The sequence below is a fragment of the Streptococcus sp. 20925_1_24 genome, from assembly GCF_041432335.1.
GTDB lineage: Bacteria > Bacillota > Bacilli > Lactobacillales > Streptococcaceae > Streptococcus > Streptococcus mitis_BM.
This window is the reverse complement of sequence record NZ_JAPVZM010000005.1, coordinates 90,578-114,409: the sequence shown is the minus strand read 5'-3', so window position 1 is coordinate 114,409 and position 23,832 is coordinate 90,578. Positions and strand designations below refer to the sequence as shown.

Annotated in this window: 21 protein-coding genes; 2 read left to right on the top strand and 19 right to left on the bottom strand. The window is 40.5% G+C overall.

The window, feature by feature from the left end; translation table 11 throughout:
* Nucleotides 1-4 precede the first annotated feature (4 nt).
* The 10 genes from O3650_RS04100 to guaA form a co-directional block, all read right to left on the bottom strand.
* Nucleotides 5-424, bottom strand: coding sequence for a F0F1 ATP synthase subunit epsilon (locus O3650_RS04100; protein WP_203175509.1), 420 nt, complete (start codon nucleotides 422-424; stop codon nucleotides 5-7).
* Nucleotides 425-434: 10 nt separating this feature from the next.
* Complete coding sequence (atpD, locus tag O3650_RS04095) at nucleotides 435-1,841, bottom strand: F0F1 ATP synthase subunit beta (protein ID WP_000094357.1); 1,407 nt, start codon at nucleotides 1,839-1,841, stop codon at nucleotides 435-437.
* 85 nt (nucleotides 1,842-1,926) lie between these two features.
* A complete protein-coding gene (locus O3650_RS04090) occupies nucleotides 1,927-2,805 on the bottom strand; it encodes a F0F1 ATP synthase subunit gamma (protein WP_000301224.1) in 879 nt (292 codons plus the stop codon).
* Nucleotides 2,806-2,820: 15 nt separating this feature from the next.
* A complete protein-coding gene (atpA, locus tag O3650_RS04085; protein ID WP_000996629.1) occupies nucleotides 2,821-4,326 on the bottom strand; it encodes a F0F1 ATP synthase subunit alpha in 1,506 nt (501 codons plus the stop codon).
* A 14-nt stretch (nucleotides 4,327-4,340) separates the two neighbouring features.
* A complete protein-coding gene (locus tag O3650_RS04080; RefSeq protein WP_049551105.1) occupies nucleotides 4,341-4,877 on the bottom strand; it encodes a F0F1 ATP synthase subunit delta in 537 nt (178 codons plus the stop codon).
* Nucleotides 4,877-5,371, bottom strand: coding sequence for a F0F1 ATP synthase subunit B (atpF, locus tag O3650_RS04075; protein WP_001103468.1), 495 nt, complete (start codon nucleotides 5,369-5,371; stop codon nucleotides 4,877-4,879). The genes O3650_RS04080 and atpF overlap by 1 nt, the downstream gene beginning before the upstream one ends.
* Before the next feature lie 13 nt (nucleotides 5,372-5,384).
* Nucleotides 5,385-6,095: a F0F1 ATP synthase subunit A gene (gene atpB / locus O3650_RS04070; protein WP_000392870.1), complete on the bottom strand. Its 711-nt coding sequence runs from the start codon at nucleotides 6,093-6,095 to the stop codon at nucleotides 5,385-5,387.
* Between the two features lie 33 nt (nucleotides 6,096-6,128).
* The gene (locus tag O3650_RS04065; protein ID WP_001054558.1) at nucleotides 6,129-6,329 is read right to left on the bottom strand and encodes a F0F1 ATP synthase subunit C; all 201 of its coding nucleotides are present in this window, start codon (nucleotides 6,327-6,329) and stop codon (nucleotides 6,129-6,131) included.
* A gap of 314 nt (nucleotides 6,330-6,643) precedes the next feature.
* On the bottom strand, nucleotides 6,644-7,930 hold the full coding sequence (locus tag O3650_RS04060; RefSeq protein ID WP_000169065.1) for a U32 family peptidase: 1,287 nt from the start codon (nucleotides 7,928-7,930) through the stop codon (nucleotides 6,644-6,646).
* A 402-nt stretch (nucleotides 7,931-8,332) separates the two neighbouring features.
* The gene (gene guaA, locus O3650_RS04055) at nucleotides 8,333-9,895 is read right to left on the bottom strand and encodes a glutamine-hydrolyzing GMP synthase (RefSeq protein ID WP_000065714.1); all 1,563 of its coding nucleotides are present in this window, start codon (nucleotides 9,893-9,895) and stop codon (nucleotides 8,333-8,335) included.
* A gap of 141 nt (nucleotides 9,896-10,036) precedes the next feature.
* Here guaA and O3650_RS04050 point away from each other — a divergent pair, with 141 nt between their 5' ends.
* The gene (locus O3650_RS04050) at nucleotides 10,037-10,735 is read left to right on the top strand and encodes a GntR family transcriptional regulator (RefSeq protein ID WP_000936191.1); all 699 of its coding nucleotides are present in this window, start codon (nucleotides 10,037-10,039) and stop codon (nucleotides 10,733-10,735) included.
* Between the two features lie 41 nt (nucleotides 10,736-10,776).
* Here the strand turns inward: O3650_RS04050 and O3650_RS04045 are convergent, their stop codons facing one another.
* The 8 genes from O3650_RS04045 to parE form a co-directional block, all read right to left on the bottom strand.
* Nucleotides 10,777-11,673: a DMT family transporter gene (locus O3650_RS04045; protein ID WP_371491659.1), complete on the bottom strand. Its 897-nt coding sequence runs from the start codon at nucleotides 11,671-11,673 to the stop codon at nucleotides 10,777-10,779.
* Between the two features lie 8 nt (nucleotides 11,674-11,681).
* Entirely contained in the window at nucleotides 11,682-12,617 is a 936-nt protein-coding gene (locus tag O3650_RS04040; RefSeq protein ID WP_261023833.1) for a serine hydrolase domain-containing protein, read from the bottom strand.
* A complete protein-coding gene (locus O3650_RS04035; protein ID WP_203175504.1) occupies nucleotides 12,614-13,339 on the bottom strand; it encodes a CppA N-terminal domain-containing protein in 726 nt (241 codons plus the stop codon). Before O3650_RS04035 ends, O3650_RS04040 begins: the two co-directional genes overlap by 4 nt.
* Nucleotides 13,340-13,626: 287 nt before the next feature.
* Nucleotides 13,627-15,678 carry a thiol-activated cytolysin family protein gene (locus tag O3650_RS04030; protein ID WP_261083074.1) on the bottom strand — a complete coding sequence of 684 codons (2,052 nt, stop codon included), beginning with the start codon at nucleotides 15,676-15,678 and terminating at the stop codon, nucleotides 13,627-13,629.
* A gap of 329 nt (nucleotides 15,679-16,007) precedes the next feature.
* On the bottom strand, nucleotides 16,008-18,488 hold the full coding sequence (gene parC, locus O3650_RS04025; RefSeq protein ID WP_371491656.1) for a DNA topoisomerase IV subunit A: 2,481 nt from the start codon (nucleotides 18,486-18,488) through the stop codon (nucleotides 16,008-16,010).
* A 52-nt stretch (nucleotides 18,489-18,540) separates the two neighbouring features.
* Nucleotides 18,541-19,275 (bottom strand): lysostaphin resistance A-like protein, encoded by a 735-nt coding sequence (locus O3650_RS04020; RefSeq protein ID WP_371491654.1) that lies wholly within the window; start codon nucleotides 19,273-19,275, stop codon nucleotides 18,541-18,543.
* Entirely contained in the window at nucleotides 19,256-20,089 is an 834-nt protein-coding gene (locus O3650_RS04015; protein WP_371491653.1) for an aminoglycoside 6-adenylyltransferase, read from the bottom strand. Before O3650_RS04015 ends, O3650_RS04020 begins: the two co-directional genes overlap by 20 nt.
* A 27-nt stretch (nucleotides 20,090-20,116) precedes the next feature.
* Nucleotides 20,117-22,060 (bottom strand): DNA topoisomerase IV subunit B, encoded by a 1,944-nt coding sequence (gene parE, locus O3650_RS04010; RefSeq protein ID WP_261052469.1) that lies wholly within the window; start codon nucleotides 22,058-22,060, stop codon nucleotides 20,117-20,119.
* A 135-nt stretch (nucleotides 22,061-22,195) separates the two neighbouring features.
* Here parE and plsY point away from each other — a divergent pair, with 135 nt between their 5' ends.
* Nucleotides 22,196-22,837, top strand: coding sequence for a glycerol-3-phosphate 1-O-acyltransferase PlsY (plsY, locus tag O3650_RS04005; RefSeq protein WP_070527256.1), 642 nt, complete (start codon nucleotides 22,196-22,198; stop codon nucleotides 22,835-22,837).
* 36 nt (nucleotides 22,838-22,873) lie between these two features.
* Here the strand turns inward: plsY and O3650_RS04000 are convergent, their stop codons facing one another.
* Nucleotides 22,874-23,830 (bottom strand): ABC transporter permease, encoded by a 957-nt coding sequence (locus O3650_RS04000; protein WP_070527253.1) that lies wholly within the window; start codon nucleotides 23,828-23,830, stop codon nucleotides 22,874-22,876.
* Nucleotides 23,831-23,832 lie beyond the last annotated feature (2 nt).

Genomic DNA, 23,832 nt, shown 5'->3' with positions numbered 1-23,832 from the left:
TTTCTTATAGTCTTTTTCCGACATTAATACGGTTAATGGCACGTTGCAGTGCAATCTTCGCACGACGTTCTTGGTCAATCAAGTGTTTGTCTTGTGCTTCTTCAATTTCACGCTCTGCTCGAAGTTTGGCACGTTCTGCGCGACTAACGTCGATATCACGAGCACGTTCTGCAGAGTCAGCAACGATTGTGATAACACCATTAGCAACTTCGATAACACCTCCGTTCACTGCAATCCAGTTCACGTGATTTTCATTATCTACACGTTTAACCTTAACCTCATCAACTGCTAAAACTGCAATCATATTTTCATGTCGTGGCAAGATTCCCATCTCACCATCCAGAGTTCGAACTGATACAAAGCTGGCATGGTGATCATAGACGAGACCATCTGGTGTCACGATCTGGACAGTTAACTGAGCCATAGATCACCTCTTAAAATCCCATTTTTTCAGCTTTCGCAATCACATCTTCGATAGAACCAACCCCACGGAAGGCATCTTCTGGCAAGTGATCGTGTTTACCATCAAGGATTTCCTTAAAGCCACGAACAGTTTCAGCAACTGGAACATAAGAACCTGGCTGACCAGTGAATTGTTCCGCAACGTTGAAGTTTTGTGACAAGAAGAACTGGATACGACGGGCACGAGCAACCAAGGTCTTTTCTTCATCAGAAAGCTCATCCATACCAAGGATAGCAATGATATCTTGCAATTCATGGTAACGTTGAAGAACACGTTTTACTTCAGCAGCAACTGCATAGTGCTCTTCTCCAACGATTTCAGGTGCCAAGGCACGTGAGCTTGAAGCAAGTGGGTCAACGGCTGGGTAGATACCCAATTGTACCAACTTACGTTCCAAGTTGGTTGTTGAATCCAAGTGAGCGAAGGCTGTTGCTGGCGCTGGGTCAGTATAGTCATCCGCTGGCACATAGATAGCCTGGATAGAGGTTACAGAACCCTTTTTAGTTGATGTAATACGCTCTTGCAATTGACCCATTTCCGTAGCAAGTGTTGGTTGGTAACCAACGGCTGATGGCATACGACCCAAAAGGGCAGATACTTCTGAACCAGCCTGAGTGAAACGGAAGATATTATCGATAAAGAGAAGCACGTCTTGGCCTTCAACATCACGGAAATATTCAGCAATTGTCAAACCAGTAAGAGCAACACGCATACGTGCTCCTGGTGGCTCATTCATCTGACCAAATACCATGGCTGTCTTCTCGATAACGCCTGATTCTTTCATTTCCCAGTAAAGGTCATTACCCTCACGAGTACGTTCCCCAACACCGGTAAATACTGAAATACCACCGTGTTCTTGGGCAATGTTGTGAATCAATTCTTGGATTAAGACGGTTTTACCAACTCCGGCACCACCGAAAAGTCCAACCTTACCACCTTTAAGGTAAGGGGCAAGAAGGTCGATAACCTTAATCCCTGTTTCAAGGATTTCAGAAGAGGTAGACAACTCATCAAAAGTTGGAGCTTTTTTATGAATTGGCTGACGCTCTGCATCTTCTGTAAAAGGAGCTTCCAAGTCAATGGTATCTCCCAAAACATTGAAGACACGTCCCAAAGTTTCTTTACCTACTGGTACAGAGATTGGACGACCTGTGTCCAATACTTCCATTCCACGAGTCAAACCATCTGTTGATTCCATGGCGATAGTACGGACCATACCATCTCCCAACTCCAAGGCTACTTCAAGGACGATTTTTGTTTTTCTTTCGTCATTTTTGTAGACGACAAGTGCATTGTTAATCTCAGGAAGTTTTTCCCCTGCTGCAAACAAGACGTCTACAACGGGACCGATAACCTGAGCAATTTTACCTGAACTCATCTCCTTCTCCTATTCTATATAAGATACTGTCGGTCCCTAGCTTAACTAGGTCCTAAGTTCATTTTCATACGAGCTGGACTAGTGCCTATTCTAAGGCACTAGCTCCTGCTACGATTTCTGTAATTTCTTGTGTAATCGCCGCCTGTCTGGCACGGTTATACTGAATTGTCAAATCATTAATGACTTTCTTAGCATTATCTGTCGCTGTTTGCATGGCTGTCATACCAGCAGCATTTTCAGCTGTCTTAGCATCGATAATAGCACCATAAATCATACTTTCTGCAAATTGAGGCAACAACTGCTCCAAAATTTCTTCTCGACTAGTTTCCAACTCAAAGGTCAAACTGTAACTGTCATCCGCTTCATTTGGATCCAAGTCAACAATTGGAAGCATTTGCTCCACACGCATTTGACTGGTTAGCGTATTGACATGGTGGTTATAGCAGACATAGAGTTCATCAAAAAGTTCATTTTGGTACATTTCAACAGTTTTTGAAATAATCTTACGAACTTCATCAAAGCTTGGTTGATCTGCCAAGCCACGTAGTTCATAAAGTGGTTGAATACCACGAGCTTTAAAGAAATCAGCTCCCATTCCACCAATACAGATCATTTCAAAACCTTTACCGTCTGGATGGTATTCTTCTTTCAGCTCCATAACGGCTTTCAAAATAGAAGAATTATAACCTCCAACCAAACCTCGGTCTGATGTAATGACGATATAGCCTGTCTTCTTAACTGGACGGCTAATCAACATCGGATTGGTTGAACTACCAGCTCCATTCCCATGAAGAATATCCGTCAAAAGTTTACGAACTTTCTGAGCATAAACTTGGAAGTTGCGAGCAGCTTCTTCAGAACGACCTAGCTTAGCAGCTGATACCATCTGCATGGCATTTGTGATTTGACTAGTATTTTTTGTTGAGGCGATTTTTGTTTTAATATCATTTAGAGATACTGCCATCTGACACCTCTATTCTTATTGGAAGCTGGTTTGATTGAGAAACTCTGTAATCGCAGCATCCAAGACTGCTTCTTCTGGCAAGTCTTTTGTATCACGAATGGTTTCCAAAATCTCTGGATGTTGAGCATCAAAGAAGGCATGGAACTCTTCCTCGAAACGAACAATATCATCTACTGGAACAGTATCCAAGAAACCATGTGTCAAAGCATAGAGAATGGTTACTTGTTTCTCAACAGGTAATGGTTTGTGAACAGGTTGTTTCAAAACTTCCACTGTACGACGTCCACGGTTCAACTTAGCCTGTGTCGCCGCATCTAAGTCAGAACCAAACTTAGTGAAGGCTTCCAACTCACGGTATGAAGCAAGGTCGATACGAAGTGTACCAGCAACCTTCTTCATGGCTTTGATTTGTGCAGAACCACCTACACGCGATACAGAAGAACCCGCATCGATGGCTGGACGAATACCTGCATTGAAGAGACCATCACCAAGGAAGATTTGTCCATCAGTGATTGAAATCACGTTGGTTGCGATATAGGCAGAGATATCTCCTGCTTGTGTCTCGATAAACGGTAGGGCTGTAATAGATCCACCACCAAGTTCATCAGAAACTTTAGCTGAGCGCTCAAGCAAACGGCTGTGAAGGTAGAAAACATCCCCTGGGAAAGCTTCACGACCTGGAGGACGACGAAGCAAGAGAGAGAGTTCACGATAAGCTACCGCTTGTTTTGATAAATCATCATAAACGATCAAAACATGCTTACCTTGGTACATAAATTCTTCCGCCATGGCAACCCCAGCATAAGGAGCTAGGAAAAGCAATGGAGATGGTTGTGAAGCAGAGGCAGTCACAACGATTGTGTAGTCCAAGGCACCGTACTGACGTAGTGTTTCTACTTGCGTACGAACTGTTGATTCTTTTTGTCCAATCGCAACATAGATACAGATCATATCTTGACCTTTTTGGTTCAAGATTGTATCAATTGCAATGGTTGTTTTCCCTGTCTGACGGTCACCGATAATCAACTCACGTTGACCACGACCAATCGGTACAAGGGCGTCGATAGCTTTCAAACCAGTTTGCAATGGTTCTGATACAGACTTACGTTGCATAACACCAGGAGCTGGCGCTTCTACTGGACGAGTTTTATCAGTGTGGATTTCTCCAAGACCATCAACTGGACGACCAAGCGGATCCACAACACGTCCAATCAGACTTTCACCTACTGGGACTTCCATGATTTTCCCTGTACGGCGGATTGTATCGCCTTCACGGATATCTGTAAAGTCACCTAGGATGATAATACCAACATCTGTTGACTCCAAGTTTTGAGCCATACCATAAGAGCCGTTTTCAAAAATCAACAACTCTCCACTCATGGCATTTTCAAGGCCATGAGCACGCGCGATACCGTCCCCGATATAGGTTACAACACCTGTTTCAGTCACATCAAAATTGGGTTTGAAATTTTCAATTTGTTGCTTAATTAAAGCGCTGATTTCTTGTGCGTTAATTGCCAAAAGAACACCACTTTCTATTTCAAATTTTCTTTAACAACTTTAAGTTGTTGTTTAATACTCACATCAATTGTCTTGTGATTGGCAAAAATGACAAAACCACCAATAAGACTTTCATCGATTTGTTCTTTTACACTCCTTACTTTGAGAGACATTTTTTTCTCAATCAAAGGGAGCAAGCGACTCTTCTGTTCATCTGTTAAAGGATGAGCTGACGTAATCGTCACTTCAAATCGATTTGTTTCTTTTTCAAGTCGGTTCAAACAATCTACAAGAATATCATAAAAAAGATTTGCTCTGTGATTGTAGATAAGAACCTGGATAAAGTTTTGCAATAAAGGTGACACTGAGTCTTGGAAGAAAGAAATCGTTTTTTCCTTGTCAGACTCGTCTACTGCCACTTTTTTTAAAAAAGAAGGTAAACCTGTTTCTTCAGCAACTTGCTTGATTTGAGCTAAGTCTGAAAAGATACGGTCTTCTTCTCCTTTTTCTAAAACCAATTGGACAAAAGGCATGCTGTATTTTTCAATTACCTTTACTGTTTTCTTGTCCATTAAGCTTCTCCTAACTGATCGATATACTGATCAATGAGTTCTTTATGGGCATGACCGTCAAGGTTTTGTGAGATGATTTTACCAGCCAAGCTGATTGTCAAATCTGCTACCTCACCCTTAACACTTTGTAAAGCTTCAGCTTTATTTTGAGCAATTTCTTGGTTCGCTTTTTCTTTCAAGCGTCCTGCTTCTAGCTTAGCATCTGCTAAAATACTAGCTTTGCTTTTCTCAGCTGTTTCTTTCGCATTCTCAATGATTGTCTTAGCTTCTTTACGGCTACCAGCCAATTCATCTTCGCGTTTTTGAGCCAATACTTCTGCTTTTTGACGTGCTTGTTCAGCTCCGTCAATATCTGCTGCAATTTTTTCTGCTCTTTGTTCGAAAATGCTAGTCAAATTTGACCAAGCGTATTTCTTAACCAAGACTAGCAAGAGAATAAAGGAACCAGCGATTAGTATAAAATCACCAAGTAATTCACCTACTGTTACATTCATAAACTACTCCTTTCTATTCTTCATCATTAATTTTATTTCCTAGGTACATTGAAGATAACAATGTAAATACATATGCTTGTACACAAGAAATAAAAACAGAAAATGCAGTCCAGATTAGATTTGTTCCAAAAGCAATAGGATACCAATAGAAGGCCTGATGAGAAAGTAGGACTAACATACTTGCCATCACTTCCCCTGCAAAGATATTACCAAAGACCCGCAATGCAAGTGAAAGGAGATTGGTAACTTCTTCCAAAAGATTCATTGGTGTCATAAAACCTGGTGTTACAAATGCTTTTAAATACTTTTTGATTCCACGACGACGAATTCCTTCTACGTGTGTCATTAAGATAATTGTAAAAGACAAGACCAAGTCAAATGACAAATTTGCTGTTGGTGAGGTCCAAAGATTTACACCATCTGTAGTCTGAATTCTAGCCATTAAGCCAATATTATTTGCAATGGCCATAAATAGGAATAAACAGAAATAAAAGAGAGAATAATCCTTTATCATTGGACCAAGGTTTGATTTTGTAAATCCAACAACAAAATCAAATAAATACTCTAATACATTTTGTTTTCCTGTGGGTCTCAAAGTCATATTTCGAGTTGCCCAATAAATAAAGCCAAAAATAAGTGCTACAGTCAACAAAGTCAAAACTACTATGGTTAAATTAAAGGTAACAGGACCAATATTGATGGTTGGATTAATACTTTCTTCCATCTAAAATCCTCCCTTTTTCAATTTATACTTCTTTTATTTGATGATAAATGAAAAGACAAGAGTAACGAAGAAAGTACCTTCAATAAAGGCAACCCCTAGGATCATCAAACTACGTAGTTCTGAGATGATATCTGGTTGGCGAGCAACTGATTTCAACAAACCGTTCATCAACAAACCTTCACCAAGAGATACACCCATACAGGCAAGACATAGACCGAAAAATGTTAAATTCATGACGAATTCTCCTTTTAATTAAAATTTACTTACTTAGTTTAGTCCTAAAAATTGGATTTGTCAACTTTTTACTAACATTGAAAGCGTTTAATGAAAATTATTTACAATTTTACTATTTTTAAGTCTATTATATAGAAAATTTTGGAAAAAACTTGTAATAAATCCGTCTATTATCTAGGTCTTTCTGAAAAATAATGAAAAAATCCGAGATGAAATCTCGGATGGAAATTAATATATTTTTTTAACCTAATGTTCTTTTAGTAAATAGGATTAAAGGGAAAGCAACTAGAAAGCTTTCGTCCCCTACATATTTATTAAGCACGAACTGTGACGCTGGTTCCATCTTCCTTATAAAGATTGATGAGACCTTCTTTGAGAGCTCGAACCATATCTCCAGCTTGAACAGGTTGTGGAACCTTGATAGTCAATAGTTCCATTGGATTTGGAGCGCGATCGATCTTATTTCCTTTAGCATCATGCAAATCTTCGATATAAGTCTCAAAATGACGGAAACCTGGGCCATAAAACTCAACTTGGTCCCCTTCGTTAATGACGTTCCGTTGGCGAATGGTTGCTGTTTGTGTCGCATCATCGTAAGAAACCACTTCAGCGACAAACTTATACTCAGGAATTTTACGACGAGCACCAAACAACTGCTCATTTTCAGATGGTGTACCATAGTAGAAACCTGTTGCTAATTCACGTTGGGCAACCTTCCACATTTCATCAATCAAGTCCTGCTTGATAGCTTCAAACTTCTCTGGACTTTCTAGATAAGCATCAACAGCTGCCTTGTAGCAGTTTGTTACTGTTGATACGTAGTGAATAGACTTCATACGTCCTTCAATCTTGAGACTGTCCACACCGTTTTCAATCATATCTGGGATATGGTCAATCATGGACATATCAACGGCTGACATTGAAAATTCTTCAGGAATTTCACCTTTAAGACTCTTACGTTCCTTCCCAAATGGCATATCGTAAAGGTCGTACTTCCAACGACAAGACTGAGAGCAACCACCACGGTTAGCATCACGCATACTCATGTGGTTTGAAAGAGTACAACGACCAGAGTAAGAAATACACATGGCTCCATGAACAAAGGCTTCAATCTCAACATCTGTACGTTTGCGAATTTCTGCCAATTCTTCCATTGAAACCTCACGCGCCAAAACGACACGAGTTAAACCTAGTTCTTTCCAGAACTCAAGTGTTTCATAGTTAGTCGCACTTGCTTGGGTAGAGAGGTGTATTTCAAGACCAGGCGCTTCAGTCGCTGCAATCATAATCAAGGCTGGGTCAGACACGATAACTGCCGCGATTCCGATATCACGTAGTTTACGGAACCACTCACCAGCACCAGCCTCATTTCCTTCGTGCATAACCATATTGGCAGCCACATAAACCTTAGCACCATACTTGGCCGCAAACTGGACACCTTCTTCCATCTGTTCGAAAGTAAAGTTTCCGGCACGGCTACGAAGGCCATAGGCCTGACCACCGATAAAGACAGCATCTGCCCCATATTGAACAGCTACCTTTAGCTTCTCTAAAGTCCCTGCAGGTGATAAAACCTCAGGACGTTTTAATGTTTTTGTCATGTTTTCTCCTATTTGCAATATAAAAGTTTGACGTTTTTCCTTCTCATTTTATAGTAAATAAGGGATAAAATCAAGCCTAGACAGATTGTTTTGACAATTCTAATCTTTTAATACTCTTCGAAAATCTCTGCAAACCACGTCAGCTTCCATCTGCAACCCCAAAACAGTATTTTGAGCTGACTTCGTCAGTTCTATCCACAACTTCAAAACACTGTTTTGAGCAACCCACGGCTAGCTTCCTAGTTTGCTCTTTGATTTCCATTGAGTATATGCTTTGCATAATGACTGATAAACTGTCGAAAATTAACCCAGTTTTAACAAGTAGCCAAAAAGTCTAGACAAGTAAAAACCAGTACCCAAAGATACTGGCTCATTAAGCTACATAAATTAGTCCTTAGATGATTATTCCCACTCAACTGTTGCAGGTGGTTTACTTGTAATATCGTAGACGATACGGTTAACATGATCCACTTCGTTTACGATACGTACTGAGATTTTTTGAAGCACTTCCCATGGAATTTTGGCAAAATCAGCAGTCATACCATCGATAGAGGTAATAGCTCGGATTGCAATAGTGTAGTCGTACGTACGACCATCACCCATAACACCGACTGAACGAACGCCTGTGTTAACTGTGAAGTATTGCCAGATATCACGGTCAAGGCCAGCTTTGGCAATTTCCTCACGCAGGATAGCGTCTGACTCACGAACTGTTTCCAGTTTCTCTTCAGTGATTTCTCCCATGACACGGATAGCAAGTCCTGGTCCTGGGAATGGTTGGCGCCATACGATATGGTCTGGCATACCAAGCTCTGTACCTAGGGCACGAACTTCATCCTTGTAAAGAGTATTGAGTGGTTCGATCAATTCAAACTGCATGTCTTCTGGAAGACCACCCACGTTGTGGTGTGACTTGATAGTTTGAGCTGTATCCGTACCAGACTCGATAACGTCTGTGTATAAGGTACCTTGAGCAAGGAATTTCACATCTTTGAGCTTGCTTGCTTCGTCATCGAAGACATAGACAAACTCGTTACCGATGATTTTACGTTTTTGTTCTGGGTCAGAAACGCCAGCAAGTTTATCAAGGAAACGTTTAGCAGCGTCTGCTTTGACGATATTCAAACCAAACTTACCACCAAGCATGTCCATAACTTGGTCCGCTTCTCCTTTACGAAGAAGACCGTGATCCACGAAGATACAGATCAATTGATCGCCAATCGCTTTTTGGAGAAGAACTCCAACAACTGAAGAGTCAACACCACCTGATAGACCAAGAAGGACGCGTTTATCACCGACAGTCTCACGGATTTTTTGGATCTGCATGTCGATGAAGTTATCCATTGTCCAGTCGCCTTTAGCCTTACAGATGTTAAGGGCAAAGTTACGAAGGATATCATTCCCGTATACAGAATGACGAACTTCTGGGTGGAATTGGATACCGTAAATGTGTTTATCTGGGTTTTCAATGGCTGCGTATGGACAGTCAGCTGATGTACCTGTACGAACAAAGTCAGCAGGAATCTCGGTAACTGCATCGCCGTGGCTCATCAATACAGTTTGTTCATCAGGTGTTGATTCAAAAAGCGCTGATGGTGTGTGAGTTAGGGTTGATTGACCGTATTCACGATTTCCAGCATCACCTGCAGGAACAACTTTTCCTCCAAGTTTATGGGTCAACAACTGCATACCATAACAGATTCCCAAAATAGGAATTCCGAGTTCGAAGATTTCTGGGTCAATATCAAATGAACCATCTTCGTATACAGAGTTTGGACCACCTGAAAGGATAATTCCTACAGGATTGATTTCACGAACTTCAGCAGCTGAAATTTTATGGCTTTTTAGTTCTGAAAACACACCAATCTCACGGATACGGCGTGAAATCAGCTGGTTGTACTGGCTACCATAGTCCAATACGATGATTTTTTCTACATCTTGCAAATCAGTTGAAATGTTGCTCATCTTTTTCCTTTCTCAAAAGAAATATCTTTTTTCAATATTCTATCACAAATAAGGGCGAATTACCAACTAAACAAGGCGAAGATTGACTTTTTCTAGTTTATTGAGGTACAATAGAGAAAAGATAGAAATGAAGTGAAAAATATGCTACCTGCTTATATGAAAATCCATGATCAGATTAAAAAGGATATTGACGAACATCGTTGGGCCATTGGGGAGAGACTTCCCAGTGAACGAGACTTAGCAGAGCAGTTTGCGGTCAGTCGCATGACCCTCCGCCAAGCCGTATCTCTATTAGTCGAAGAAGGTGTTTTAGAGCGTCGTGTAGGAAGCGGCACCTTTGTTTCCAGTACACGTGTACAAGAAAAGATGCGAGGGACAACTAGTTTTACTGAAATTGTTAAGTCTCAAGGTAAAGTTCCCTCTAGTCAACTCATTTCCTACAGAAAAACCATTCCCAATGAGCAAGAAGTTGCCAAGTTAGGCATTTCTCCAACGGAAAATATTATCCGAATGGAACGGGTCCGTTATGCCGACCAAGTCCCTCTGGTTTATGAAGTTGCTTCTATTCCTGAAAAATTCATTAAGGACTTTAAAAAAGAAGAAATCACCAGTCATTTCTTCCAAACTTTGCAAAAACATGGCTACCGCATCGGTAAATCACAGCAGACCATCTATGCTCGCCTTGCTAAAGAAAAAATTGCCCACTATTTGGAAGTTGAAAAAGGACATGCTATTCTTGGTTTGACTCAGGTTTCCTACCTAGAGGATGGTACTGCATTTGAATACGTAAAAAGTCAGTATGTAGGCGAACGCTTTGAATTTTATCTTGAAAACAATTAGATTACCACGCAAAAACTCTCTGTCACGGACAAAGAGTCTTTTTATTTTTCTAAGAGTAAATCTTTCAACGAAATCAGAGTTACAGCAAACAATATCATTGCCATACCAAGAAAATCAATGGGATAAAATTGTTCATTCATGATTAAGAAGGCAAAGAAAACAGCCGAAATTGGCTCAATTGAAGCCAACAAACTTGACTTGACCGGTCCTATCAGACTGGATCCTTTTAGAAAGGCTGTATAGGCAAAGACAGTCCCGATAAGGATAATGCCTGCAAAAGCAAGGAGGAAATCAAGACTAGTCGATATATTGGCCTGTAGAACCCCTGTAAAAGGAAGGGCGACCAAACCAGCTATGACCATTCCCACACCAATTACCAAACTGCTCCCCCACTTCTTAATCAAGGATATGGGCAAAATGATATACAGGGCGTAAGTCAGAGCAGAAAAGAGACCCCAGAACAGACCCGCAGGTGTCATGGATAACTGGTCTAACTGCCCATGAGTGGCGATCAGAAAGGTCCCTCCGATGGCTAATATGATAGAAACAATCTCTCCCAGCGTCGGCGCCACCTTATCCTTGATACAGCTATAAATCAAAATTCCAACAGGACAAACATACTGAAGCACCGTCGCAGTCCCTGCATTGGTTTCCTGAATAGCAGTTAGATAAGCGAATTGGTTGAGAAAAAGTCCAATCAGAGCAAAAATAAGAAGAGACAGTAAACTCTTTCTATCCTTTAAAAAGGCCAGCATTTTATCCTTTGCAGTGGCATAAGCCAAGAGCATGAGAATTCCACCAGCGATTAAAAGACGCAAGTTGGTCAAAACCAGAGCCGAAATTCCGTGTGCCATCAGGTATTGGCCACTCGTTCCGGACAAGCCCCAAGCAATACCAGCCACAACTGTTAATAGAGTTCCTTTTAAACTATTTGACATGTCTCTCCTTACTCTTCTTTACGAATCAAGTCCATCACTTGGTTGCGGTCTAAAATCCATTGAGCACGCTCATCCTTTTCATAGGTACGATTCGATAGGAAAATAGCCACTTCTTGCTTCTGACGATTCCACATGATAAAGGTACCTGTATAGCCCGTATGGTCTAGCCAATCTCCTTCCAAATTCCATGCCAAAGAACGTTCCTTGTCATCCAAAGGAGAAAAATTTTGACTCAAATTTCTTGCAAAATCATCTGCTAAATAGTGTTCTAAAAAGATTTGTAAATCCTTTACAGTCGAAAATAAACCAGCACTACCTGCATGTCTGCCCAGGAGTCGAGCCTTGGGATCATGTACCATGCCAGCCTCTACACCTCTAACTGTTGGAACAGCAAGCTCAATAGGACCAAACTGAGTTTTCTTCATTCCCCAAGGTTTCCAGACTTGTTCTTGTAAAATCACATCCAAGTCTTGATTAAAGATTCTTTCCAAAATAAAGCCTAAAAGCAAAAAATGGACATCTGAATAAAGAAAGGCTGGCTGACTTCGTCTGTTGAGATGAAACATCGCTTCCTTTAATTCTGAGGCAGTTAAAAGATCACGATTGGGAATAAACGGATCAAGATTTGTAGCATGGGTTAAGAGCTGGCGAATAGTGATGTCTGGATAATCGCTCTCAGGTAAAAAATCGGTTACGGGTCTGTCAATATCTAATTGACCTTTTTCCCACAAAAAGGTAAAAACTGTCCCAACCCCAACAACCTTGCTGACACTAGCTAGGTCATAAACTAATCCTGCCTCAGTCTGCAAGCCATGCTCTGAGTCACTCAAGCCTAAATAGACCTCCGTCCATTGATTGTCCTTAAAATACGCAAAAGAGGCTCCGGGATAAATCCCTGCCTCGATTTGTTCTTCTATTTTTTTAATAATCTTGGTCCACTTCATACTTCTTCAAACCACAATTCAACATTATTTCTATCTTTACCAAGGAAGAATTTTTCAGACTTAGGAATAAAATATTCTGTAGACTCAAACTTCTGGCGAAGACTGGCTATGTCTAATTCATTGACCAAGAACTTAAGCATAGATAAGTCCCAAGTAACCGTATTGTCCACAGTCAAATCCTGCCCCTGAGCTGGGATAAAATCAAGTGATGCCCCCATTTCAGATGATTCCAAGAAACTTTCGATATCAGTTGGGAGATGTAATTCCATAGAAATCTCAAATTTACTCAAAGAAATTGATTCCAAATCTGTTTGAAATTCTGGCTTTTCTCCTACTTCTACTAGACTTGCTCTGTCATCTTCCGCATGAATCAAAATCAAATCATCTTCGGGTGAAAAAATCTCAAAAGCGTAGCCATTTTGACCTTTATATAATCGATGAATCGAATCTGTTTTAGATAAGAGTCCTTCGATTTCTAAGGGATTTTCCACCTTGACAATCAATCTAGCTAGTTTTTTTCTTCCCTCTACCTTACGAGTGCGCATACTTGGAGCTTCTTCTAAAACCAGCTTTTCTAAACCTGTTTGATCACCTAGTGACAGAAAGGCTGATTCTTCTAATAAGGCCTTCATGCCAAGGGTTCCTATATAAAATGTTTCATTTATTTTTCTATTATTAACTTTTAAAGTAGGAATAATCCGTACAATCTGATTTACATTCATAAATTCCTCCAACTCTTTTATTTTAAAGGATTTTAGAATTTTTTACAAGAAATTATGCTCAGATTTACCAATTTTCACCCCATTAAAAATTTTTCTTCAAAAGGCTGACCTAAAACTCCATTTTTAGGGAAACATACAAAAGTCAAAAAATAGATAGGATAAACTGGAATGCTAATCAATGGATTGATAAGAAATAATTGACTGTCTTTGTTGATTTTTGATTACGGAGGAATATTAGAAATAAAAAGAACCAGCTCTTAAAACTGATTCTTTTTACAAGTGAAAAATTAGTTATTTTCAACTTTTTCATCGTATTTTGGTCTTAGTGTTGTACCTGAGTTAACAATGGTACGTTTTTGAACAAGAGGAAGGTCTGTACGATTGTAAACTGTACGCCATTTTTCCCAAACAAGACCTGTTTTTTCTTGGATTTTCACTCTGATATTACGAACATTTCCTTTAAATTGAAGTTCAGTTTGGAAACCAGCAGTTCTGTTTTTACCATTATCTTCCCATTGACGTGAGCGAATGCTTTCAACTCCATCCTTATCATAAGTTACTTCATCCCAGTAAACATAGTAACGAGCGATATAAGCTCCCTTATGGTGTAATTTGAGGTAACCATTTTTATATGAAGTCACTTTAGTTTCAATGTAGTCTGTATTGCTTTGAATTGTGGCTACTTGATTATCTTTCAAGAATGCAGTCTTATAAGAAATTGGAACAGCAGGGTTTTGTGTACTGAAAGTAGCTCCTTCTTGAATCAATTTCTTCAAATCTTCTACTGTACCTGTCACAACACGTGCAGCACCATCAGCATTTCCACCTACGATTGAAACTGTTACAGTTGTATTCTTCAAGACACGTGCCCATTCAGAGTCTGGTTTAATAGGCACCCCTTTGATAACAGCATTGATCGCTGCTTTCAACTCTGTACTCTTGCTTGTTGTTTCAAATTTGACATACATTTGACGTCCGTATGAAACGCTTGACACGTATACAGGAGGTGTTTTTCCATCAATTCCACGTGCTTTCAATTGATCAACTGTTACTCCTGGAGCAAATACATCTGATGGATTTTTTGGAGCATCAAAGTTAGCAGTATAGTAAATTTGTTTAAAATCAACAACTTCAACTTGTTTTTCACCCTTGTTCACAGCCTCAAAGTCAATTTTCAAATTAACACCGACTTTTTCAAAATCACTTCCGAATTTTGCTTTCAATTGATTCATGCTGTAAGCAGAAGTTGATTCATACTGCATACGTGCTGGAGCAGGATTTTTCGCAGCATATTTTTCATGCCAACGATTTAACAAGGTATTCACACCTTCCTGCATACCACTTGCAGTTGGATTAGCATCTACATAGCTATCTCCGCCTACCATTCCTGGTAAATCAACACTGATGCTACCTTTGCTACGATCTAAACTAATTTGTTGTGGTTTGTTTTCTAGAAGGTCTTGATTTGCTTTAAATAAAGCACCTAAGAAGATATCTCCGTTACCATTAATGGCAACATCTGCAGAACCATTAGAAAGGTTTTTCTTCACTTTTTCCACAACCACAAATTCATTTCCTTGTTGTTTTGTGCTTGTATTAGTGTAATTTTCTAACGCTTCTCCTTTTCTAGTCAAAATGTTTAATTTATCATAATTTAAACCAAATAAATAGTTATTTAGCTCTGCAGTATAATCTTTTTTATCTTTATTTTCTGTTTTAACTTTGTTTTCTGTTTTCTTATCTGCTACTACTTTTTCTTCTTTTACAGCACGATATACTTCAACTTCTGCCAAACTAAGAGGAGTTTTAGATTTATTTAATTCAATTTTTACATATCGTGCATTAACTCCTGAGAATTGAACATCAACTTTTGGTTGATTATTTAGGGTATCAACATGTTGACGAGTTACTTCCTTACCATCTTTATCTAACAAAATAACATCAAAATTAGATAAACGATCTCCTACATTACTGTCTCCACGATTGTAAATACGAACAGTTCCCACACCTTCTTCTTTTGCTAGATCAACTTTCCACCAAGCATGATCTTCAAAATTTGTATGAGTAACTGAGTGATGTCTGTAAACATTATCTAGATTACCGTCAACCGCTCTAGAAGCATCTGCATCATAATAAGTCGAACTCTGACTTGCAGACTTATGAGCAGCAATATTTTCACCAGCAACTGCAGCAACGCTTGGTTCTGTTGCTTTTACTACATTTGTTTGAAATACAAGGCCAGAACCTAGCAAAAATGTTGCAATGGCAACACCACATACTCCAACGCTACGTTTACGAATAGAATAACGAAATCCTTTATCTTGTTTATTTTGAGACATAAAAAACTCCTATATATGTTTGTACGAATTATTTCTTGAACGCGCTTTCTTGAAACAATAAGAGTATAACATAAAAATATTATAGATGCAATCGTTTTCTTAAAAAAATATTATTTTTTTATTAACCTAGATTGAATAACTGAACATATGTTAATATTTTTACATTCAAATAAAGAGTGGTCTATACCACTAAAAACAAGAAAACGACCAGGCTTAAGTCCCTATAAGTTGGGAATCAGCACTGTTCGTTTTTGTATATATAGTCAAATTCAATTCTTAAATATATAGCTCAACAAATTTCTCAATGCAAAGCTTTTCATTGTTTTTTATCATCTCTTAGATTCAAATTCTTTATAAGGTTCCTGAAGATAAGCATCAAAAACTTCTTCATCTGAAATCGTGTCAGAAATGAAGCTTCCGTTGCTGGTTCGTTCTGACAAATTCAAATCTTGTAATCGACTTTCATAGATCGTTCCTTTATTAGATTGGATAAGCAAAGTTTGATCGTTCCCGTCCACTTCCGTACTGAAGAGATCACCAACAAATCCTTGCTCTGCAACTGCTCCTGCCAAGAAGACACGGTGCGGTTTGTTTTTTAGCTCACGCAAGACTTGTAGTCCTCGTTTAGCACGGCTGGTTGCCGGAATTTCGTCAATAGAAACACGTTTCAAGCTTCCACGTTGGGTCAAGAGGTAGAAAGATGAGGTATTGCAAATAAAGGCAGATTGGAGGACGTCATCTTCTTTCAGATTCATAGCCTTGACACCTGCTGCCTTGGCACCAACAACAGGAACCTCCTCGATATTGAAACGCAGAGCATAACCGTTTCGACTAATCAAGAGAACATCATCCAGTTTAATCTGAGCTACTGCTACAATCTGGTCTGTCTCGTCTTTGAGTTTAGCATACTTGACTGATTTAGATTTATAGGTCCGCCATGGAGTGAATTCTTTACGTTCTACGCGTTTGATTTGACCAAGACGAGTTGCAGCAAAGTAAGTTGTCGCATCATCAAACTGATCTACTACTTCAACATAAAGGATTTCTTCGTTAGTTTCAAAGTTGGTAATGGTTTGGCTCAGATGCTCTCCGATATCCTTCCAGCGAATATCTGCCAACTCATGGATTGGTCGATAGATGACATTTCCAAGACTTGTGAACATCAAAAGATGCTGTGTTGTCTTGACAGCTTGTACAAAGATCAAACGGTCATCATCACGTTTGCCAATTTCTTCCAGCGTTGAAGCTGCAAAAGAACGTGGACTGGTACGCTTGATATAACCTGCCTTGGTCACGCTGACATAGGTATCTTCCTCAGCAATCAGACTAGCTGTATCAATCTCGATTGCTTTCGCAGTATCTTCTAAGCTACTCAAACGAGGAGTCGCAAACTTCTTCTTAACCTCACGAAGCTCTTTCTTCATAAGATTGTACATAGTCCGCTCATCACCGATAATAGCCGCCAGCATAGCAATCTTCTCACGAAGCTCTGCTTCTTCTTCCTGCAAGACAACGACATCCGTATTGGTCAAACGATACAATTGCAAGGTAACGATGGCCTCAGCCTGCTCTTCTGTAAAATCATAGCTGATCTTAAGATTTTCCTTAGCGTCAGCCTTGTTCTCAGAAGCACGGATAAGGGCAATGATTTCGTCCAAAATCGAAATCACGCGAATCAAACCTTCCACAATATGAAGACGTTTCTCAGCCTTTTCCTTGTCAAAGCGTGAACGCGCCAAAATGACTTCACGACGGTGGGCGATATAGCTAGACAAGATTGGGACAATCCCGACCTGACGAGGTGTGAAATTGTCAATCGCCACCATGTTAAAGTTGTAGTTGATTTGCAGGTCTGTGTATTTGAAGAGATAGTTGAGAACAAGCTCCGTATTGGCATCTTTTTTGAGCTCAATAGCAATTCGAAGACCGTCACGATCAGACTCATCGCGAACCTCAGCAATACCAGCCACCTTGTTATTGACACGAACATCATCGATTTTCTTGACTAGATTGGCCTTGTTGATTTCATAAGGAATCTCAGTAATAACAATTTGTTCCTTACCACCTTTTAGCTTTTCAATCTCAGTCTTGGAACGAACAACCACGCGCCCTCTCCCAGTTTCGTAGGCTTTCTTAATTTCATCACGCCCCTGAATAATCCCTCCTGTAGGGAAGTCTGGTCCAGGCAAGAATTCCATTAGTTTATCTACCTTGGCAGTTGGGTGGTCAATCATGTAAACCGCAGCATCGATGACCTCAGCCAAATTATGCGGTGGAATATCCGTGGCATAACCAGCCGAAATACCAGTAGAACCATTGACCAAAAGGTTTGGAAAGGCTGCTGGCAAGACAGTTGGTTCTTTCTCGGTATCGTCAAAGTTCCATGCAAAAGGGACTGTCTTTTTCTCGATATCTTGAAGAAGATAGCCTGCAATCTCAGACAAACGCGCCTCGGTATAACGCATAGCCGCAGGCGGATCTCCGTCCATAGAACCGTTATTACCATGCATTTCAACCAAAATCTCACGGTTTTTCCAGTTCTGAGACATACGAACCATGGCATCATAGATAGAAGAATCACCGTGTGGGTGGAAATTCCCCATGATGTTCCCGACAGACTTGGCCGACTTGCGGTAGCTCTTGTCAAAGGTATTGCCATCCTTATTCATCGAATAAAGAATACGACGCTGAACCGGCTTCAAGCCATCACGAATATCTGGCAAAGCCCGGTCTTGAATAATGTACTTGGAGTAGCGACCAAAGCGCTCTCCCATGATGTCCTCCAGGGACATATTTTGAATGTTAGACATAATAATTCTCTTTTTAGTGTTTTATTGTAAAGTAAATCTATATTTTATATATTTAACTGTTTCTTTGTAGGTAGTGAGAAAAGAAGAGCAATCCTACTAATCCTAGAATGAATAAAAGATTAATTTTAATAACAAATAAGCTAAGTAGGGTATTAATTAGACCGTGAAAAATGGCGCAAAAAAGGACCGACTTTGTCTTTTTGAAAACAGCTGCTAGAAGAATACTGAGATAAATTGCAAATAGACTGAATAATATAAAAGGCATCCCACTTTGGGAACTTCCAATCACAAACCATAAAGGTACATGCCATATTGCCCAAATACAACCTGTTATCAAACCGGAAATCCAAAAGGAGAATCTAGTTTCCAAAGTTGGTTGCAAGATGCCTCGCCATCCCAATTCTTCTTCGCCACCATAAACACAGACTGCACTCAAAAAAACAACAAACAAATTTCCTAGTGGAAAAGCCGGATTAAGCTCCTTAGATGAGAAAGCAATGGCACCTGTCTGCACGAAAATTAGTAAAAGAAATAACAAAATATATTTCTTTGAGTCCCCTAAGATAAAAGAGACTATGTTTTTAATGGATTTTTGAGGCAAACAAGAAATGGCTGCAATGGTTGGACCGAAACCTCCTAGTAAATGGAGAAAAACTCCTAGTGGACTTGTTAGACTTAAGAGGCTCATTTGCGTCAGAAAAGCGAGCAATCCCCAACCAAATCCCCAAGAAATGAGAAAACTAATCAGTAAAAATTTTGTTATCTTATTATTTTGTAAATGTTTCATTTGTTTCGAGTCTCTCCTCAGCATACTCAATCATCTTCTCAGCCACTTCTTTATCGTAGTCAAAGCCCAGCTTTTGAGCAAGTCTTTGAGCTTCTTGGTGGAAAAGTTGCATCGTAGCCAATAAAGACTGGCTGAGTTTCTCTATACTTGAAAAATCAAGCAGATTTGAGAATTCTTTCTCTTTCTCAGCAGGCAAATACTGAAAGAGGTACTTGTAGTTCTTGCCGATATCGACTTTCCCCCTAGCACTTGCAACCTGCCAAGCCAAAATTTTCAAGAATTCTTGTTGACAAATGCCGTAGAGATGATCAATAGCATAGATGAGCTGATTCCTACAAATCCCTTTGACAACGTAGGCTGACACCCACCAAAATTCATTGCAGGCATTTTCAAAATCTATCGCACTAGCTGGATTTGTCCAAAAGCGTTGAGGACTCGGTGAATAAAGTTCAAACAAACCATTAGGATCTTCTAAAACGGTGAATCCTGCCTCACTATCCACCCACTCTTTAATGCGGTCTTTGGGGCAGAGGGCCAAATCAATCCGATTGCCATCTTCAAAAAGCATGAGATATAGGCGACGGTGACCAAGGGTGACTTCTTGCTCAATAATGCGTTTGCCAAACCGGTCCAACCAAGATAAATCTGTAATCAGCTCGTCCAGATTCTCTACAACATAGACTACATCATAATCTTGAAACTCGTCTTTTGAAGTCTTTTGGTTTGTCCGTGAACCAGACATAGCGACAGCTTTGACTTGTAAAGTTTTGGCAGTCTGTAAAATCAGATCTAGCATTTCTGTTTCAGCTCTCATGTTGATACCCATTCATTAAAAAGTGACTTAAAACACTGTCGCTTCTTCCAGCGTAAACCTGACATTATCCTCAATCCACTTACGGCGTGGTTCGACCTTGTCACCCATGAGGACATTGACGCGGCGTTCTGCGCGTGCTAGGTCTTCGATAGTGACACGGATAAGGGTACGCGTTTCTGGGTTCATAGTTGTTTCCCAGAGTTGATCCGCATTCATCTCACCAAGACCTTTATAACGTTGGAGTGTAGCACCTTTACCAAACTGTTTGCGGAGTTCTTCTAGTTCTCCGTCCGTCCAAGCATAGGCCACTTCTTCTTTCTTGCCTTTCCCTTTTGACATCTTGTAAAGAGGCGGAAGGGCAATATAGACATGTCCTGCCTCAACTAGCGGACGCATATAACGGTAGAAAAATGTCAAGAGAAGGGTTTGAATATGGGCACCGTCGGTATCCGCATCGGTCATGATAATGATCTTATCATAGTTGGCATCTTCAATAGAGAAGTCAGCCCCCACACCCGCACCAATGGTATAAATCATGGTGTTGATTTCTTCATTTTTGAGGATATCCGACATCTTGGCCTTGGCTGTATTGATAACCTTACCACGAAGAGGTAGAATAGCCTGGAACTTGCGGTCACGGCCTTGTTTGGCAGAACCTCCGGCAGAATCTCCCTCGACTAGATAGAGTTCATTCTTAGCTGGATTCTTAGACTGAGCTGGGGTCAATTTCCCAGACAGCAAGCCCTTGTCTTTTTTATTTTTCTTACCATTTCGGCTCTCATCACGCGCCTTACGTGCCGCTTCACGAGCATCACGCGCCTTGATAGCCTTGCGGATGAGGTTAGAAGCCAATTCACCATTTTCCATAAGAAAGAAGGTCAACTTATCCGCCACAATGCCATCCACAACTGGGCGAGCTAGTGGACTTCCTAGTTTGTCCTTGGTCTGTCCTTCAAACTGGAGGTGTTCTTCAGGAACCAAGATAGAAAGAACGGCCGCTAGTCCCTCACGATAGTCTGAACCTTCAAGGTTTTTATCTTTTTCCTTGAGAAGTCCCGTCTTACGCGCATAGTCATTCATGACCTTAGTGATAGCAGACTTGAGTCCTGTCTCATGCGTTCCACCGTCCTTGGTGCGAACATTATTAACAAAGGACAAGATGTTATCTGAAAATCCATCATTGTACTGAAGCGCTACTTCCACTTGAAAACCATTGTCTTCCCCTTCAAAGTACAGAACTGGCGTCAAGGTCTCCTTGTCTTCGTTCAGATAAGAAACAAAGTCTTGTACCCCATTTTCATAGTGAAACTCAACAGACTCATCTGTGCGTTTATCCGTTAGAGACAAGGTCACATTTTTCAAGAGAAAGGCTGATTCATTAAGACGCTCTGAGATGGTATTGTACTTGAAGTCTGTCGTAGAAAAGATGGTCGCATCAGGCATAAAAGTAACCTTGGTACCTGTTTTAGACTTAGGCGCTGTACCGATTTTCTTCAAAGTCATGACAGGTTTTCCACCATTTTCAAAACGTTGCTTGTAGATTGCACCATCACGGGTGATTTCAACCTCCAGCCAACTAGACAGAGCATTTACAACAGAAGAACCAACCCCGTGGAGACCACCAGATGTCTTGTAGCCACCCTGACCGAATTTCCCTCCTGCGTGGAGAATGGTAAAGATAACCTCAACAGTTGGAATTCCCATCGCGTGCATACCAGTTGGCATCCCACGTCCGTGGTCTTGCACAGTCAAACTCCCATCTTTATTGATGGTCACATCAATACGGTCACCAAATCCAGACAAGGCCTCATCGACAGCATTATCGACGATTTCCCAGACGAGGTGATGAAGACCTGCACCATCGGTCGATCCGATATACATCCCTGGACGTTTACGGACCGCATCCAACCCTTCTAGCACCTGAATGGCATCATCATTATAATTGTTAATATTGATTTCCTTTTTTGACACAAGGAACCTCCTATTCGTTCATCTTTACTATTCTACAGGTTTTCCAAGGATTTTGCAAAATTTTTCTTTCTCCGGTGTGACAATTTCAGAAGAGATTCTCTGCCTTTCTTTTCCATTTCATGATATAATAGGAGTATGATTACAATAGTTTTATTAATCCTAGCCTATCTGCTGGGTTCGATTCCGTCTGGTCTCTGGATTGGACAAGTATTCTTTCAAATCAATCTGCGAGAGCATGGTTCTGGTAACACTGGAACGACCAATACCTTCCGTATTTTAGGTAAGAAAGCGGGTATGGCAACCTTTGTCATTGACTTTTTCAAAGGAACCCTAGCAACGCTTCTTCCGATTATGTTTCATCTGCAAGGCGTTTCTCCTCTCATCTTTGGACTTTTGGCTGTTATTGGCCATACCTTTCCAATCTTTGCAGGATTTAAGGGTGGCAAGGCTGTCGCAACTAGCGCTGGAGTGATTTTCGGATTTGCACCTGTCTTCTGTCTCTACCTTGCAGTTGTTTTCTTTGGAACCCTCTATCTTGGTAGTATGATTTCACTATCTAGCGTCACAGCATCTATCGCAGCTGTTATCGGTGTTCTACTCTTTCCACTTTTTGGTTTTATCCTGAGTAACTATGACCCTCTCTTCATCGCTATTATCCTAGCTCTTGCTAGCTTGATTATCATTCGGCATAAGGATAATATCACACGTATCCAGAATAAGACTGAAAATCTTGTTCCTTGGGGATTAAACTTAACCCATCAAAATTCTAAAAAATAAACGCCAGTTTGAACAGAACTGACGTTTTTTGTATGCTTATTTTGATTTGATATAGTTGATACCATCTGCTTTTGGTGCGACTGCTTTTCCAAAGAAGGCTGCCAAGACAAGAATTGTCAAGACATAAGGTGCGATTTGAAGATAAACTGTTGGCACACCTTGTAGGAACGGCAATTGAGAACCGATAACAGCCAAACTTTGTGAAAGTCCAAAGAAGAGACTAGATAGCATGGCTCCGATTGGATTCCATTTTCCAAAGATCATCGCAGCAAGAGCGATAAATCCAGGTCCAACAATAGTTGTCACTGAGAAGTTAACTGAGATGGATTGAGCATAAATCGCTCCGCCAATTCCACCTAGGAAACCTGAAATAATAACTCCAAAATATCTCATCTTGTAGACATTGATTCCCAAGGTATCCGCTGCTTGAGGGTGTTCACCGACAGAGCGAAGACGAAGACCAAATCGAGTCTTGAAGAGGATAAACCAAGCAAGGAATGAGAAGGCAATGGCCAGATAACCAAGTAGACTTGTTGACTTGAAGAAGATATCACCAATCACTGGGATATTTGCCAAGACTGGGAAATCAAAGCGTCCAAAAGTCTGACTTAGGTTGTCGGTTTGTCCTTTATTATAAAGCACTTTCACCAAGAAAACAGCCAAGGCTGGCGCCATCAAGTTCAATACCGTACCGCTGACAACATGGTCTGCACGGAAATGAACCGTCGCTGCTGCGTGGATGATAGAGAAGAGACCACCAACCAATCCTGCTACAAGCAAGGATAGCCATGGAGTTGCTGCTCCAAATTGTTCTGCAAATTCAAGGTTAAAGACAACTCCAGAAAAGGCACCCATAACCATAATTCCTTCAAGGCCGACGTTTACCACACCACCACGTTCAGAGAAAACACCACCGATACTTGTAAAGATGAGGGGTGCTGAGTAAATCAGCATAGAAGACACCAAGAGGGTGAGCAAGGTTGTAATAGACATCT